This is a genomic window from Alcaligenes pakistanensis (assembly GCF_014652815.1).
GTDB lineage: Bacteria > Pseudomonadota > Gammaproteobacteria > Burkholderiales > Burkholderiaceae_B > Alcaligenes > Alcaligenes pakistanensis.
Genome location: NZ_BMZN01000003.1, coordinates 79,429 through 93,899, shown reverse-complemented (window position 1 = coordinate 93,899; position 14,471 = coordinate 79,429). Strand labels below are relative to the sequence as shown.

Below are 14,471 nucleotides of genomic sequence, written 5' to 3'. Positions count from 1 at the left end.
TAGTGAAAGGGGAAGGGCGGGATGAAGCGTCGTGATGTATTGCGTGCCTTGGCGGCACTGCCGATTTTGGCGCCTCATGCCCGTTTGTTGGCCCAGTCGGAGCAGGTTGGGGCCAGCGCTGCTATTAATCTGCACCTCAGCGTGGCGGGCAAGCTGCCTGATCCGGCACAGGTACGCCGGGTGGTGGCCGCAGGCCCGCCTGCTTCTGTGCTGGCGTATTGCATAGCCCCCCATACCCTTTTGGGGTGGCCGTTTCAGTTGGCTCCTGCTGCGCAGGAGTTGATGGTCCAGGCAGGTTTCTCTTTGCCGTATCTGGGTCGTCTGGCAGGCCGGGGCAGTACCTTGTCCTTGGAAAGCTTGCTGGCTTTGAAGCCCGATATGGTTCTGGATATAGGCGATGTGAATCCCTATTACGAGTCTGCGGCCAAGGCCGTTCAGGAGCAAACGGGTGTGCCGTATGTGTTGATGGACGGTCGCTTAAATGACAGCCCGGCGCAGTTGCGTCAGGCGGGACATCTGCTGGGGCAGGTCGACCGTGGCCAGCAGTTGGCCCAGCATGCACAAGTGATTTTGGATCAAGCCCATCAGGCTGCTCGACCCCGTGCCAAAGGTTTGAAAGCCTATCTGGCGCGTGGCAATGATGGTTTGGAAACCGGTATGGGCCAGTCCATTCATACCGAGGTGCTGCGCTTATGTGGTTTAACGGTCATGGGCGATGCACAAAACGATAATCGTCTGGGCCGTATTTCTTACGAACAATTATTGGCCTGGGACCCGGACATTCTGTTTGCCCAGGATGATGCTTTCTTTGAGCTGGCGCGTACCCAAGCCCCTTGGAACCAGCTCAAGGCGCTGCGGGAAGGGCGTTTGTACCGCGTCCCGGCATTACCCTTTGGCTGGCTGGATGGCCCGCCGGGAATCAATCGGCTGGCCGGTGTGATTTGGCTTAGTGCCTTGCTGGAAGGCAGTGACGCTATGCCGCGCATGTTGTTAGAGCTGCAGGACTTTTACTCGGTGTTTTACGGCATGTCGCTGGATAGCGAACAAATCAAGCGATTGGTACAAGGGCTGGACCCGCTGGGCTCCCAGCAAAGCTCATGAAGACCGGATTGCCCTACGGGCTACTGCTGCTTGTTTTGGGGCTGATTCTGGCTGTGTTGGTGGTGTTTGCCTTGGGACAGGGTGCCTACCCCTTGTCAGGACCCGATGTGCTGCGGGCCTTGGCTGCCGGCTTTTCAAGTGATCCGGAAGCGGCACATACTCAGGCGGTACGTGTCGTCTGGGACTTGCGTTTGCCGCGTATTGCAGCGGCTCTGTTGGTGGGGGCGGCCTTGTCTACGGCAGGCGCGGCGTATCAAACCATGTTTCGCAATCCCCTGGTGTCCCCCGATATTTTGGGCGTATCCTCGGGGGCGGGGCTGGGTGCGATTCTGGCTATTTATTTGAACCTCTCCATGTTCGGCGTGCAGATGGCCGCCTTTGTGGGGGGCTTGCTGGCGGTGGGCATTGTCTTGAGCCTGGCGCGTATGCTGCGCCATCATCCGCCTATCTTGATTCTGGTCTTGGCGGGGATGGCGGTGGGTACCTTGCTGGGCGCGGCTTTATCGCTGGTCAAAATTCTGGCTGATCCCTATTCGCAATTACCCTCCATGACCTTCTGGCTGCTGGGCGGCTTAAGTGCTGTGCGCTCTTACGAAGTCTGGCCTGCTGCGATGATCGTGCTGGTGTGCATTATTCCGGTCTGCCTGCTGCGCTGGCGTATCAATGTGCTGGCTTTGCAGGATGACGAGGCCCGCTCCCTGGGCATGCCTGTGTCTGCTTTGCGTTGCCTCTTGATCGTCTGCGCCACCTTGATGACGGCGGTGTGTGTGGCCCTGGCAGGCATCATTGGCTGGGTGGGTCTGTTGATTCCGCATGTAGCACGCTTATTGGTTGGCCCGGATTTCTCGCGTCTCTTGCCGGTTTGTCTACTGGTGGGGGCGGCCTTTCTTTTATTGACGGATACCTTGGCGCGCAGCATCGGCACGCTGGAATTGCCTTTGGGTGTGCTCACCGCCCTGGTCGGTGCGCCCGGTTTTCTATTGTTGCTGGCTCGTGGTGCGAGGCAACGATGATCGGACAAGGTTTGGAAGCTCTGGATCTGGCCGTAGGCTATGGGCGCAAGCAGGTGGCCAGCGATTTGAATCTGCATGTGCAAACCGGACAGGTGGTGTGTTTGCTTGGGCCTAATGGCAGTGGCAAGTCCACCTTGCTGCGCACCTTGCTGGGTCTGCAGCCGCCTTTGAGTGGGCAGGTTAGGGTGCAGGGCAAGCCTCTGGAACAATGGAGCCGTCGCGCCCTGGCGCGGCAATTGGCCTATGTGCCGCAAGCCCAGGATTCAGCCTTTGCGTTCACGGTAGAGCAATGGGTGCTGCTGGGCTGCGCGAGTGAGCTTGCCTGGTATACCCAACCGCGTGCAGCAGATCGTCAATGGGTGGGAGCTTGTCTGGCTCGTCTGGGCATAGGGCATTTGGCACCAAAGCGGATTGATCAGATCAGTGGCGGAGAGCGTCAGCTATGTGTGATCGCGCGTGCTTTGGCACAGCGGTCGCAGTTTCTGATCATGGATGAGCCGGCATCCAGCCTTGATTTTGCCAATCAGCTGCGGGTGCTGGATCAAGTCTCGCACTTGCGCCAAGAGGGTTTGGGCGTGCTCTTGTGTACTCATCAACCCGAGCATGCTGCTCGCGTGGCGGACTGGGTGATTCTGTATCGGGATGGGGGAATCCTGGCGCAGGGCCAGCCCCGTGACATGCTAAGTCAGGCCCGTTTGCGCCAGCTTTACCAGCTGCCAGCGCATGCCTTTGAACTACCTGATTGGTACGCACAAGGGGCGTAACACCCCTTGCGGATTGCCTACATATTCTTCAGTGCGGCACGACCGTATTGATTGTTGTGCTCAACAATCTGGGTCAGCATGGCCATGAAGGTTTGGCGCTGTTTGGCCGTCAATGGGTCCAACAGGCGGTCCTGTGCCTGGTTCATGCCCGTGCTTATCTCTTGCATGGCGGCCAGGCCTGCCTCGGTAATGAAAGTCTGGCGCGAGCGTCGGTCATCGGGGTTAACACGTCGTCCCAGCAGCCCTTTTTCTTCCAGGCGGCGAATGACGTCGGCCGACGTCGTGCGGTCCAGCCCCAGTTCATAGCCAATGGTGGTTTGGTCCAGCCAGGGTGAACCCATCAGCACGAATAACACCCCATGCTGTACAGGGGTGATATCGCTTTTGCATTCCTCGTAGAACATCGCGTAGTGAATCTGGTTCAGACGCCGGACCAGAAAGCCGGGCCGTGACCACAGCTTGCGTCGGAACTGCTCGGCATCATCATTTTCTACCGGGCCTAAGATTTTGGTTTCGTCGGATTCCAATCGTTCTTCTTGCTTTAACTCGGCGTGATTCTTCATGGATAAGTCAGTCATCAATAGAGTGTCTGCCAGTCATTTTCCTGCAAGGTAAAAGACTGGAAGCGGGACGACCTGCGAAGAGTACGGCAGCAAGGTCGGCGTCTACAAGGAAGGCAGGGCTGCGCTAGCGCGAACAGAGGCCTCGATTTCTGATTTGTAATCATTTCTACAGGCTCTGTCCACGCCCCAAAGTATATGTGATTTCCCGACTTGCTGAAAACAAAAATAATCAGCATACTGATAGATATTGTTGGGTAGTCCAACAGATGATTTTATGTAAATCAATGGTTTAGGGGGAATTTACGGTGAAACGTATTAAAAAAATAGCACTGGAGGAGCACTTCAACGCCGTTGGCTTTGAGGATTATTCCAAGGCCTTTGTCAAACATATTGACAGTACCGACGCGCGCGAGCTGATGGCCCGTTTGCATGACTTCGATGCCCAGCGTCTGGAGGTTATGGACCGTGCCGGGATTGAGTACGTGGTGCTCTCGCAAACAGGTCCGGGCGTGCAGGTAGAAAAGGATGTGTCGGTTGCCATCGAGCGCGCACGTCAGAACAATGATTTCCTGGCGCAGCAAATTTCGCACCATCCAGATCGTCTGGGCGGCTTTGCTACTTTGCCCATGCAAGACCCGGCTGCTGCCGCGCAAGAGCTGACACGTGCGGTACAGGATTTGGGTTTGAAAGGTGCTCTGGTCAACGGTCACACGCATGGCGTGTACTACGATGGCCGCGAATATGATGCCTTCTGGGAAACCGTACAGAAGCTGGATGTGCCGTTTTATCTGCATCCTTTTGATGCTTACGAAATGCCACATGCTTATTCGGGTCACCCAGAGCTGATGGGCGCAACCTGGGGCTGGGGTGTAGAGACTGGCACCCATGCGCTGCGCATGTTGTTTGGTGGTGTGTTTGACCGTTGCCCGGAGGTGAAACTGATTCTGGGGCATATGGGTGAAGGTCTGCCATTCCAGCGCTGGCGTTATGACAGCCGTTTCGCGGTGTACCCGCACGGCGTCACTTTGAAGCGCAAGCCGTCCGAATACATCGGCAGCAATATTTTGATCACTACCTCCGGCGTCTGTTCCGCCCCGACCTTGATGGGTGCCATTGGTGAAATGGGTGCCGAGGCGGTGCTGTTCTCCGTGGACTACCCTTACGAATCCACCGAGCTGGCCGCTGACTTCATCGAAGCAGCCCCGATGGATGACAAGACCCGCGATCTGGTTTGCTACGGCAATGCAGCTCGTTTGTTCAAGCTGGACCGGAGCTAAGCATGAGCACTTTTCTGTATGGCGCTCATGTCCATGCCAATGGCATTCGTCAACATTATCTGCGTTTCGGTGGTTCCGTCGGCGGACGCGATCAGCGTCCAGCGGTCATCATCGTTCCTGGTATCACCAGCCCGGCCGTGACCTGGGGCTTTGTGGGTGAGCAGTTCGGCAAGCACTTCGATACCTATATTCAGGACGTGCGTGGTCGTGGTTTGAGCGAAGCGGCGGAAGGCATGGACTACAGCTTGGACGCCCAGGCCGATGACTTGATCGCTTTGGCTCAAGCGCTGGGTCTGACAGACTACATCGTGGTTGGTCACTCGATGGGCGCACGTATTGGTTTGCGTGCAGCGCATAAGAACAGCGATGGCCTGAACCGTCTGGTGATGGTTGATCCTCCTGTTTCTGGCCCAGATCGCCGTGCCTACCCGTCCAAGTTGCCTTGGTATGTGGATTCCATGGCCATGGCTCGTAAAGGCTGCTCCGCAGAAGACATGCGTGCCTTCTGCCCGACCTGGACCCAAGAGCAGTTGCAATTGCGTGCTCAGTGGCTGCACACCTGCCACGAGCCTGCGATTCTGGCCAGTTTTGAAGGCTTCCACACCGATGATGTGCATGTTGATTTCCCGCATCTGAAAGTCCCCGCTTTGCTGATGACGGCCGAGCGTGGCGATGTGGTGCGTGATGAAGACGTGGCCGAGATTCAGCAACTGGCCTCAGGCGTTCAGCACGTACGTGTGCCCAATGCCGGTCACATGATTCCTTGGGACAACGAGGCAGGCTTCTACGAAGCCTTCGGTGACTTCCTGGGGCAACGTTTGGTGTGATGTTGATGGGGCCGCCTGGGCGGCCCCGTCGTGATAAGGCATGTCGGTTTGAAGCCGAGGTGTCTCACAAGGAGAGACTAAATGGCAGTTAGTGATTACCAACTTATCGAAGCGTGGCAAGAGGTACTGCGCTTGTCCAAGCTGCAAGCAGGTCAGACGGTGACCTTGCTGACCAGCTCCACGACGAATCAGCAAACCATGCAGTGTGCACAGATTGCGGCGCAGTCCATGGGCGCGATTGTGAATCGCCTGGACCTGTTGCCCGTTAATGCTGAAAAAGCCTTGAGTCGCGACTCGTTGGCCTATCTGGGTACTACGCCTTTGACAGGTAACGAAGCAGCGATTGCAGCTCTGAAGGCCAGCGATCTGGTCTTGGATTTGATGACCTTGTTGTTCTCGCCCGAGCAGATCGATATTCTGAAGTCGGGTACCAAGATTCTGCTGGCGGTAGAGCCACCAGAAATTCTGGTGCGTACTGTGCCGACCGAAGCAGATCGTGCTCGCGTGACCGCGGCGGCAGCCTTGATCAAAGCCGCCAAGGAAATGAGCATTACCTCGGCAGCCGGTACAGATTTGCGCTGCCCGTTGGGTGAGTTCCCTGCCATTCGCGAGTACGGCTTCGTGGATGAGCCCGGTCGTTGGGACCACTGGCCTAGCGGTTTTGTGCTGACTTGGCCCAATGAGCTGGGTACCAACGGCACCATCGTGATCGATAAGGGCGATATCCTTTTGCCGCAGAAAAAGTATTCCTCCGAGCAAATTATTTTGACGGTGGAAAACGGCTACGCCACGAAGATTGAAGGCGGTATCGAGGCGCAATTATTGGACGAATACATGAAGTCCTTTAATGACCCCGAAGGCTACGCCATTTCGCACATCGGTTGGGGTTTGCAGCCACGTTGCCATTGGTCCACGCTGGGTCTGTATTCGCGTGAGAACACCATTGGCATGGACGCGCGTGCGTTCGAGGGTAACTTCCTGTTCTCCTTGGGCCCGAACAATGAAGCGGGTGGCAAGCGCACAACAGCCTGCCATATTGATATTCCTTTGCGCCATTGCACGGTCAGCCTGGACGGTCGTGCGGTCGTGCGTGATGGCAAAGTACTGGACGGAGGCGTGGGTGAGTACGAATGAAGGAGCGGTGTACGCTCAACAAGGTTTTGGTTCGATGCTGGAGCCCAAAGCTCCTTTCGGTCTGCTGATTATTGATTTGGTTAATGGCTTTGCCGATCCAGCGGTATTTGGTGGAGGCAATATTCCAGAGGCCATCGAGAATACGCAGAAGTTGCTGGCAACGGCGCGTGAGCAAGGTTGGCCTGTGGCTCACACTCGCATCGTGTATGCGGATGATGGCGCGGATAACAATATCTTCAGCATTAAAGTGCCCGGCATGTTGGGCTTGACCGAAGACGCGCACAACAGCCATATCGTGCCTGAACTGGCACCTGCCCCTGGTGAGTTTGTGGTTCGCAAGAATGTGCCCTCGGCCTTCTTCGGCACACCTTTGGCGGCATGGTTGACTCAACGTGGTGTGCAAACGCTGCTGGTCGCCGGTGCCGTCACCAGTGGCTGCGTACGCTCCAGCGTGGTCGATGCGATGCAACTGGGCTTTCGTCCCTTGGTGGTCTCTGATTGCGTGGGTGACCGTGCTATTGGCCCGCATGACGCCAACCTGTTCGACATGCGTCAGAAGTACGCCACCGTGGCAACGCGTGAAGAGGCGATGACGTTGTTGGGACTGTGACCGAGTATCGATAGTCTGCCGCTTGGGGGCAGGCTGTCGGACCTGTGCCCCTGGGAGTCGGCTGACTCTCGGGGTTTTTTTTTGGCTTTGCGTGGCCCTACAAGAACACAAGCAGCATTAGTGAAAGCGCAAATGGTATTGGGAGAACACTTTGTACATATGCATCAGTGTCTCCCACCGTTTCAAGCAACAATCACGCTTCCTGGCAAGCGTCTATTCTTAAAACGCCCAGCGCAGATTCACCTGCCCTTGCAGCGATGAATATCCGCCCCCAAACTGTGAACTGATGCCGGTGCCAATCGACAGGTGCTCACTGCGTTGCCAGGTCAGGCCTGCTCGCAGGTTCATCGTGTCGCGGGGAAGCACGCTATTACGGGTATTAAACGTGGTATCCGTGGACGTAATCGCGAAACGGGCTGTTTGAGTCAGGTCGCGGTTCAACCATTCGTGATTCCAGCCCATGTCGACATTCACGGCCAAGTTGCTGCCATCATCCAGGGCGCGATTCCAGGTGGCTGTCAGGCCAAGGCTGGAGCGCAAGGCGTCTACGCGCTTGCTGTCCAGATGAAGGCGTGTTGCCGCATTGCCCGATTCGTCGATGTAGGGGCGGGACACCGAGGCATAGTTCATGCTGACAAAGGGGCCCACCGAAAATGATGGGTTGAGCTCCCAAAGGTAGCCTGTGCCAGCATCAAGCGACAGATTGCGTGCGGTCCAGTCAGACGAGTGGCTCGCTTGGTAGTCCCCGATAGCAATCTGCCTACGCATATCGGCTTGCTCCAGGCCCAGACGTAGCCCGCTGAAAGCAAAAAGGCCTTCCCTTGCTCCAGGACGGTATTGCAGATGGGCAGCAAGGCCAAATGCGGTGGCTTTGCTCTTGCCAGAGTAAGGGGCATCCGGCTTGACCGACAGGTCTGAGATATCAAGTTGGGCTCCCACGGCAAAGTCGGGTGCCGACTCCAGAGCGCGTCCGGCCCCAACGATCAGGCCATAGCTGTTGGCATCGTAGCCAAGCATGGAGCCACGCGTGTTTTGATCGACGTTGGCGCCAAATACCAAGGCGTAGCCCTGCCATTCCGTGCCGGGCCGCAGCAGGCTTTGGCTCATGCCTTGGCGGGCGGTTTGCATGATTGAACGCTCATGCATCAGGGAAGCGGCCATTGCAGCACTGTAGCCAGCCGGTGAAATCTGGTCCAGGGCGGTGGGTATTTGTGAGCCGTCCGTGGCCGAGAAGTCGAGTGCCTGGAATAGCGCTTGTGCGGATGTGGGTCCAGCGGCAGCCAGCTTGAATAAGGCGTTTCCGGCCTCTCGCTGGTTGGCATCGTTGCCATACTGGCTGTAGGCATTGTCGGCGCGGCTGGCAGACAGTCGGTAGCGCTCACTGCCCAAGGGAGCAGCGTCAAACTGCAAGGTGGGCGATACATGAGCGATCTGGGTGGTGCTGAAATTGCCGCTTTGGCTGGACGCTTCCACCAAAGGGCCTGTGTCGACCGACCAGGAGTTTTGATACCAGTCAGCCAAAGGTTCCAGTTTTAGTGTGCCGTTCAGGTCAGCATGGCCGCTGACGGCAAGCACGTCGTGGCTACCTTTGCCGTCAAATTCAGCGACTAGGCGTCCCGTTGCTGTTTGTTGAAAGTCTCCGTTCACGCTGATGCGTCCGGCTGAGTTGCCGGGTGTCAAGGTGCCAGCGTTAATCAGGGCGCTGCCGCTGGCCAGATCGAAGCTGGCATTGCCACCCAACGTTGCTGCTTCCTGGACGGTGGCACTGTGGACCTGCAAGGTACCGTTCAATTGCGTTGTGCCACCGTCAAACGACAGGGCCAGATTGTCTTTGCCTGTGATGTTCCCGGCGTAGCTGAGGTGAAATGTTGCATCGGGCTGATCGATGCTGCGGCCCAGGCTGTCGGCAGCCTGGCCGAAAGAGAGTGTGGTCAGGCGTAGCTGATTATTGTCGTCGCGTTGCGCATAGCGCGAAATAATGTCGCCTTCTATCTGGGCACCTTGCATCAGGTTGATGCGCTCTACGTAGGCGTTATCAGAAATCAGGATGGCCGCTTCTTTGCCTGCGACTCGCCCGCTAATGTCGGCCTGTTGAACCAATGGGCCGTCCAGTTCCGGGAGCAGGGCTTGATTGACACCCTCGATGCTGCGTATGTAGGAGCCGCGACGCTCGGTATGGTCGCCTAGGGCATTGGTGCCAAAATCAAAACGCAGGCCCACACCCTGAGGGCCGGTAGCCTGGATGTCGCCGCGATGAACCAGTGTGTGTCCACGGCCGTAGGCAAATTGAACGCCTTGTCCGTTCAAGCCATCCGCGTAGATTTTGACGCTTGGATCGATGACTAGGGTGTTGTTTTCGCCATCCACCCGTATACCTGCTCCGCCGGATCCTGCTGCCAGCAGGTCAGCGGCTTGCCGGATCTGGTTGTTGCTACCGTAGATATGCAGTCCCAAGCCCAGTGTCGCCTGGTTGTATTGACCCGGGAGGTACTGGGTGCCAGCGGCATTGCGCCCAAAGAAGCCTTGTGTATTCACCAGATCAAGGCCATCGCCGTAGATTGAGCGCCCGAAGAAATTGGCTCGGTCAATGGTGTAACCTAGGTCTTGTAGTACTGCCAGCTCAGCTTCCATGAAGCCTGAGTAGTTGCGGTAGTTCTGGTGGCTCATGACGCTGTTGCGAAGTTCGATATGGCTCATGTGGTTATTGTCCACGTCCCCATCGTCATCCAGCATTTTGACAGGTACACCACGCAGGCCTCCTGCCAGTACTTGTTCGATGTTGGGGCCAAGCAGGAATCCCTGGTCCTGGCGCAAATCGAATGAATCGGGGTCGTAGAAGTTGCCACAACCGTCGCACACAATCTGCTGATCCGGGCGTGCCGGGTTGCCGTTGTCGTCTCTGAGCAGTTGCGACCAGCTGTTCAAGTGGCTTTCGAAATATAGTTGCGTGCCATTGAATAAGTCCCTGTCTTCCACGCTGCTCGCAATGCCCAGCCCGTGGGCAATTTCGTGGACGGCCGTCAGAAGTACGCTGTCTTTACCGGTAAGCGGCGTTTGCGTAAACGCGGGGTTTGTTGCGTAGTTGTCTTGGCCCAGGCCAAAAAAACCATGTCCACCGAACTGCAGCGTCCCTGTTGCAGGCGACAGGCCGAAGATGTTTTGCTGCATCTGTGTGAGTGCGCTTTGGCCGTCATTGGCGGTGGGTGAGCCCCCGTAGGCATTGCCTGGGTCATTAATCGTGCCGATATTGACGATGGTTGCTGGGTTGTCGCCTTGAGGCTGTAGTATTTCAGCCCAATAGCTTATGCCTTCAAGCAGCTGTTCTTTATAGGCTTGGCGGCCGTTCCAGCTCCAGAAGGACGTGCCGCTGTCGTCGTCGAATACACCATCACCCATGTCAAAAAAACGCGCGATGAACACGGTGCGTCCCGATGCGTCTGTTACGGCTCTATCTTCCAGGGCGTGAGCAGATAGTGGTGCAATGGCCAGCGCCAGCGCAGCATAAAGTTTTGTTAGTTTCATTGTTGAGCAGGTGGTGAATGCGCGGAATATTGTTTGCACTTAATGGCCCCTGAAAGGGAGGAAGCAGTTTGATTAGAGTAAGGCGTTCGTTGTTGCTGCGTCGGGGGGGGCTAGCGCAGGGAGATTTCCTTAGCCTGCGTCGGTGGAATATAGCAGATGGTCTTGAAAAGACACCGATGGTTTTAAACCTTTACCTTTCTTCTTTAAACGGGGTCAGAACACTTGGAGTATTTTTGGGAATGGATGGGGGGAGTTGGTTTTCTCTGGGTGTGCCGTCTGGGCTTTGTGTGAGGCGGGATGGTTCTCTTGTGAGGCCCGTGTTCGGCTTGTCTTGGCGGGGCCCTTGCCCACGCTGCGCGTGGGTCCCCTTGTCAGTACGTCGTGGCGGGCGGGTCGTGAACTCGGAGCGCGATTTGTCCCCCGGACAAACCGCAAGCGCGCTCCTCAAACAGCATGACCCTTGCATCCCGCCTCGACGTACTGCCTGCGGCCAGAACCCTGAGTCGCCCGCCAAGCCGCACACGGGCCTCACAAGAAAACAAGTGGCACTGTTTAAAGCCCAAACGCCACTTGCTCTTCCCACTAAGCTTGTACCCCTCATCCCCTTCCTTTAGTCTAATAAGCGAAACAGCAAACCATATTCGACCAGACACTACATAGCTCACAAGGAGCCAGGATGGCAGGGCAGCAGCATGTATCAGGGGTGACGGGCATTATTCTGGCAGCAGGCTTGGGCCGACGCTTCGATCCGACTGGTCAACAGTTGAAGCTATTGGCCAAGACAGCAGATGGTAAAACAATGGTGCGCCATGTCTGTGAAACCGCATTGTCAGTGCTGGATGAGGTGCTGCTTGTTTGTGATGTTCATGAACAGCTCTTGCGCCAAGAGCTAAAAGACTTGCCGATCAAGTTCGTTCAGGCTTCAGAAGCCATCCGCGGCATGGGTGTTAGTTTGAAAGCCGGGATACAGGCTTGCAGTCCCCAATACGGCTACGTCGTGTTGCTGGCAGATATGCCTTGGGTGCGGCCGAGTACGGTAGCCGCGGTGGCTCAAGCGGTGCAAGATGGGGCGGGGATTGTACGGCCGGTTTTAAACGGCCAGCCCGGCAATCCGAGCGGCTTTGGCCTGGAGTGGCGTGAGCCGCTTTTAGAACTGCCAGATGAACAGGGTGCGCGCGGCTTATTGCAAGCCAACAGAGATCAGACCCTGTTCGTGCCTTTAGTGGATGAAGGAATTTTGCGCGATGTGGACATCCCAAGCGATTTGGGGATGTCCTGAAACACCTTAACCGTGTCCGCGCTGCTTGGCGATCTGCTGCCGCTCCAGACGACTGATGTAGTGCTGAATCGCCATCTGCGTGGAAGCAGACAGATCAATAAACGTACAGCCCAAACGTTGAATCTGCTTGCCATTGGCGAGCTGCTGCATCTCAGTACGCGCCACTTGCAGAGCAACCACAAAAGAGCCGGCTTGCGGCAGTTCCAGCAAGGACTCGGTTTTATGCGTGCCTATGACTTCTGCCAAGCTCTGGGACTCGTCCACCAAAGATAGACCGCCGCCGCTGATATCGTGCAGCAGAAAACTCTTGGATTCATTATTCAGACGCAAAATCACCATGGCCGGTTCGCTGACGGGCACATTAACGCGGAAGAATTCGCGCCGCTGTAAACGTCGAATAGACTCCGGAATAGGGATCGCCAGAGCCGGCTGCCCTTCGTAGGACACCACTTCGGGAGCAGGGCCCTGGAAGGTTACCTTGATCTTGTCCAGCGAGGTCTCGAAACTGGTGTGTTCGGACTGCAGCAGATTGCGGGTTTTTTCTTCTTTGTTGGCGGTATCAATTACCACGACATTGTTGTCCAGATCAATGTCCAAAATGGTGGTGACAATCCGGTCATTGCCCTGGTTGGCTTCCATGTGCAATAACAGGCCTCCTTTTTCGATAGCCCGTAAAACACGCAGAATTTCAAATTTGGACTGGATCTGATACGGATCGTCTTCGGTAGGAGGAAGAGGAGAAGTCATGGGTAGCGCGGCAAAAAAGAGATCAGTAAGTGACTGTAAGGAATCGTACGCGCCAGAGTAACACTCTGGACGCGATTTGGAATGCCCAAGCTATTAGTTAGCGAGCTAAGTATTTAGGCCTGATCTAGACAGTGCAAAGCACAACGTGCAGCAGCCAAATCCCAGGCAGCCGAGCCTACAGATTTAAAGAATAAAGGCTTGTCTTTAGGGGCTGGTGTACGCAGTACCTGGTGAATACTGTGGACTTGCTCCCAGTCCACCCCGGCCTGAATCAGATCTCCTGCTTCTTGGCGGGCACCGACGACATCATCCGCATACAGACGGCTGGCCAACAGGGTGTGAGCCTCGAACTCGGCCATATCCGGCTTGAAGGCACCCAGGCCAATCAATAGTCGATCAAGGCGGGCTGCTTCGTGATAAACGGGGGTCAGGCTGGAGGTCAATGCAATCAGCACATCTGTTTTTTCCGGCACAGTAGCCGCAGCCTGCACTCTGTCTCCAAATTGGGCTTGCAGCGATTTCGCCACAGACTGGGCGCGTTCTATATTGCGGCCGGTCAGTGTGACGCGCGCTTTGGGGTAGAGCGTCATGATGGCATCACAATGCGCCAGGGCTTGACGTCCATAACCCAGCAAGGTGATGTGCTCTGGCCCTTGTGCCCACAAGGCCTGAATGCCCAACATAGACACAGCGGCGGTGCGGCGCTCGGATAAGGTGGGAGCATCCATAAGCAGCAAAGGCAGGCCGTTGCTGGCGTCATACACGCTGACCAGTCCCTGGATAATCCCATGCCCCTGTTGCAGATTGTCTGGCATGACATTGGCCAGTTTATGAACGCCTATATCGTGCGAGACGGCAGGCATGGATAGCATTTGCCCCGTTTTTGGATAGTCCAGAACTTGACGGGTAGGAGCGACGATAGTGCCAGCTGCATATTGAGCCACCGCTTTTCCAAGTTGGGCGACCAACTCGGGGTAAGGCAAAACGCGAACGGTGTCTTCTACGGACAGAACAGTAAAGGAAGTTTGCGTCATTCCAGGGTCTCCATTGAGTCGGTCTGCTTGTCGGGACATAGGGCCGGGCTATCGGTAAACCAGTGTAGCGTAGGCGTCGTCCAGGGCAATAGGGCCTTTCCGGGGGGGACCTATTGACCCACCTTGACAATTAATCCACCCCGGCTAGCGGGCTGTCACGGCATAATGAGGCCTGATATCAGCACTTGCCCACGCGCGGTGCCGTGCATTGGGGAGAAAAATAATGAGTTTGCTTAATTCTGTTGTATCCGCCTTGTCGTCTAGCGATGCCAAATCCAAGGAGCAGGGCGCTTTGTTGCCTGCTCTGATTCAAGTCGTCAGCAGCTACCCAGGTGGCTTGAGTGGCTTGATCGAGCGTTTCCGCACTGGCGGCTTTGGGGATGTGGTGTCGTCCTGGATCTCGCAGGGCAGCAATCAGGAAATTGGTCAGCAGGACTTGTTGGGCGTGATGGGGCAGCCTGCTATCAAGCAATTGGTGGATCTGTCGGGTTTGAATCAGCAAAGCGTATTGGATAACTTGAAGATCATGCTGCCATCGCTGATCAACCAAGCCAGCCCGAATGGGCAGTTTGATCCCTCCCATATTGCTGATGCCAGCAG

Annotated in this window: 13 protein-coding genes; 9 read left to right on the top strand and 4 right to left on the bottom strand. The window is 56.2% G+C overall.

Going from position 1 to position 14,471, the window contains the following annotated elements; translation table 11 throughout:
- The first annotated feature begins 21 nt into the window (after positions 1 to 21).
- From IE156_RS09745 to IE156_RS09735, 3 genes are read left to right on the top strand one after another with little or no spacing between them, the layout of a single operon-like run.
- Entirely contained in the window at positions 22 to 1,101 is a 1,080-nt protein-coding gene (locus IE156_RS09745; RefSeq protein WP_189392351.1) for an ABC transporter substrate-binding protein, read from the top strand.
- The gene (locus IE156_RS09740) at positions 1,098 to 2,114 is read left to right on the top strand and encodes a FecCD family ABC transporter permease (protein WP_189392350.1); all 1,017 of its coding nucleotides are present in this window, start codon (positions 1,098 to 1,100) and stop codon (positions 2,112 to 2,114) included. The genes IE156_RS09745 and IE156_RS09740 overlap by 4 nt, the downstream gene beginning before the upstream one ends.
- Positions 2,111 to 2,878: an ABC transporter ATP-binding protein gene (locus IE156_RS09735; RefSeq protein WP_189392349.1), complete on the top strand. Its 768-nt coding sequence runs from the start codon at positions 2,111 to 2,113 to the stop codon at positions 2,876 to 2,878. Before IE156_RS09740 ends, IE156_RS09735 begins: the two co-directional genes overlap by 4 nt.
- 17 nt (positions 2,879 to 2,895) lie before the next feature.
- Here IE156_RS09735 and IE156_RS09730 read toward each other — a convergent pair whose 3' ends face one another.
- Complete coding sequence (locus tag IE156_RS09730) at positions 2,896 to 3,456, bottom strand: MarR family winged helix-turn-helix transcriptional regulator (RefSeq protein ID WP_189392348.1); 561 nt, start codon at positions 3,454 to 3,456, stop codon at positions 2,896 to 2,898.
- A 290-nt stretch (positions 3,457 to 3,746) separates the two neighbouring features.
- Between IE156_RS09730 and IE156_RS09725 the strand changes: the two genes are divergently transcribed.
- The 4 genes from IE156_RS09725 (at position 3,747) to IE156_RS09710 (ending at position 7,289) form a co-directional block, all read left to right on the top strand.
- Positions 3,747 to 4,718 (top strand): amidohydrolase family protein, encoded by a 972-nt coding sequence (locus tag IE156_RS09725; protein ID WP_189392347.1) that lies wholly within the window; start codon positions 3,747 to 3,749, stop codon positions 4,716 to 4,718.
- Positions 4,719 to 4,720: 2 nt separating this feature from the next.
- Positions 4,721 to 5,545, top strand: coding sequence for an alpha/beta fold hydrolase (locus IE156_RS09720; RefSeq protein ID WP_189392346.1), 825 nt, complete (start codon positions 4,721 to 4,723; stop codon positions 5,543 to 5,545).
- An 81-nt stretch (positions 5,546 to 5,626) separates the two neighbouring features.
- Positions 5,627 to 6,679: a 2,5-dihydroxypyridine 5,6-dioxygenase NicX family protein gene (locus tag IE156_RS09715; RefSeq protein ID WP_189392345.1), complete on the top strand. Its 1,053-nt coding sequence runs from the start codon at positions 5,627 to 5,629 to the stop codon at positions 6,677 to 6,679.
- A 34-nt stretch (positions 6,680 to 6,713) separates the two neighbouring features.
- Positions 6,714 to 7,289: an N-carbamoylsarcosine amidohydrolase gene (locus tag IE156_RS09710; RefSeq protein WP_373296525.1), complete on the top strand. Its 576-nt coding sequence runs from the start codon at positions 6,714 to 6,716 to the stop codon at positions 7,287 to 7,289.
- Positions 7,290 to 7,508: 219 nt separating this feature from the next.
- On the opposite strand, the gene IE156_RS09705 is transcribed toward IE156_RS09710, so the two are convergent.
- Complete coding sequence (locus IE156_RS09705; RefSeq protein WP_189392343.1) at positions 7,509 to 10,811, bottom strand: autotransporter outer membrane beta-barrel domain-containing protein; 3,303 nt, start codon at positions 10,809 to 10,811, stop codon at positions 7,509 to 7,511.
- Between the two features lie 676 nt (positions 10,812 to 11,487).
- Between IE156_RS09705 and IE156_RS09700 the strand changes: the two genes are divergently transcribed.
- On the top strand, positions 11,488 to 12,090 hold the full coding sequence (locus IE156_RS09700) for a nucleotidyltransferase family protein (RefSeq protein ID WP_189392342.1): 603 nt from the start codon (positions 11,488 to 11,490) through the stop codon (positions 12,088 to 12,090).
- A 6-nt stretch (positions 12,091 to 12,096) separates the two neighbouring features.
- Here the strand turns inward: IE156_RS09700 and IE156_RS09695 are convergent, their stop codons facing one another.
- Both IE156_RS09695 and IE156_RS09690 read right to left on the bottom strand, forming a co-directional pair.
- The gene (locus IE156_RS09695) at positions 12,097 to 12,837 is read right to left on the bottom strand and encodes a flagellar brake protein (protein ID WP_189392341.1); all 741 of its coding nucleotides are present in this window, start codon (positions 12,835 to 12,837) and stop codon (positions 12,097 to 12,099) included.
- Positions 12,838 to 12,950: 113 nt separating this feature from the next.
- Positions 12,951 to 13,871 carry a delta(1)-pyrroline-2-carboxylate reductase family protein gene (locus IE156_RS09690; RefSeq protein ID WP_189392340.1) on the bottom strand — a complete coding sequence of 307 codons (921 nt, stop codon included), beginning with the start codon at positions 13,869 to 13,871 and terminating at the stop codon, positions 12,951 to 12,953.
- Positions 13,872 to 14,094: 223 nt separating this feature from the next.
- Between IE156_RS09690 and IE156_RS09685 the strand changes: the two genes are divergently transcribed.
- Positions 14,095 to 14,471: YidB family protein (locus IE156_RS09685; protein ID WP_189392339.1), on the top strand; the 377-nt coding region annotated here is incomplete at its 3' end.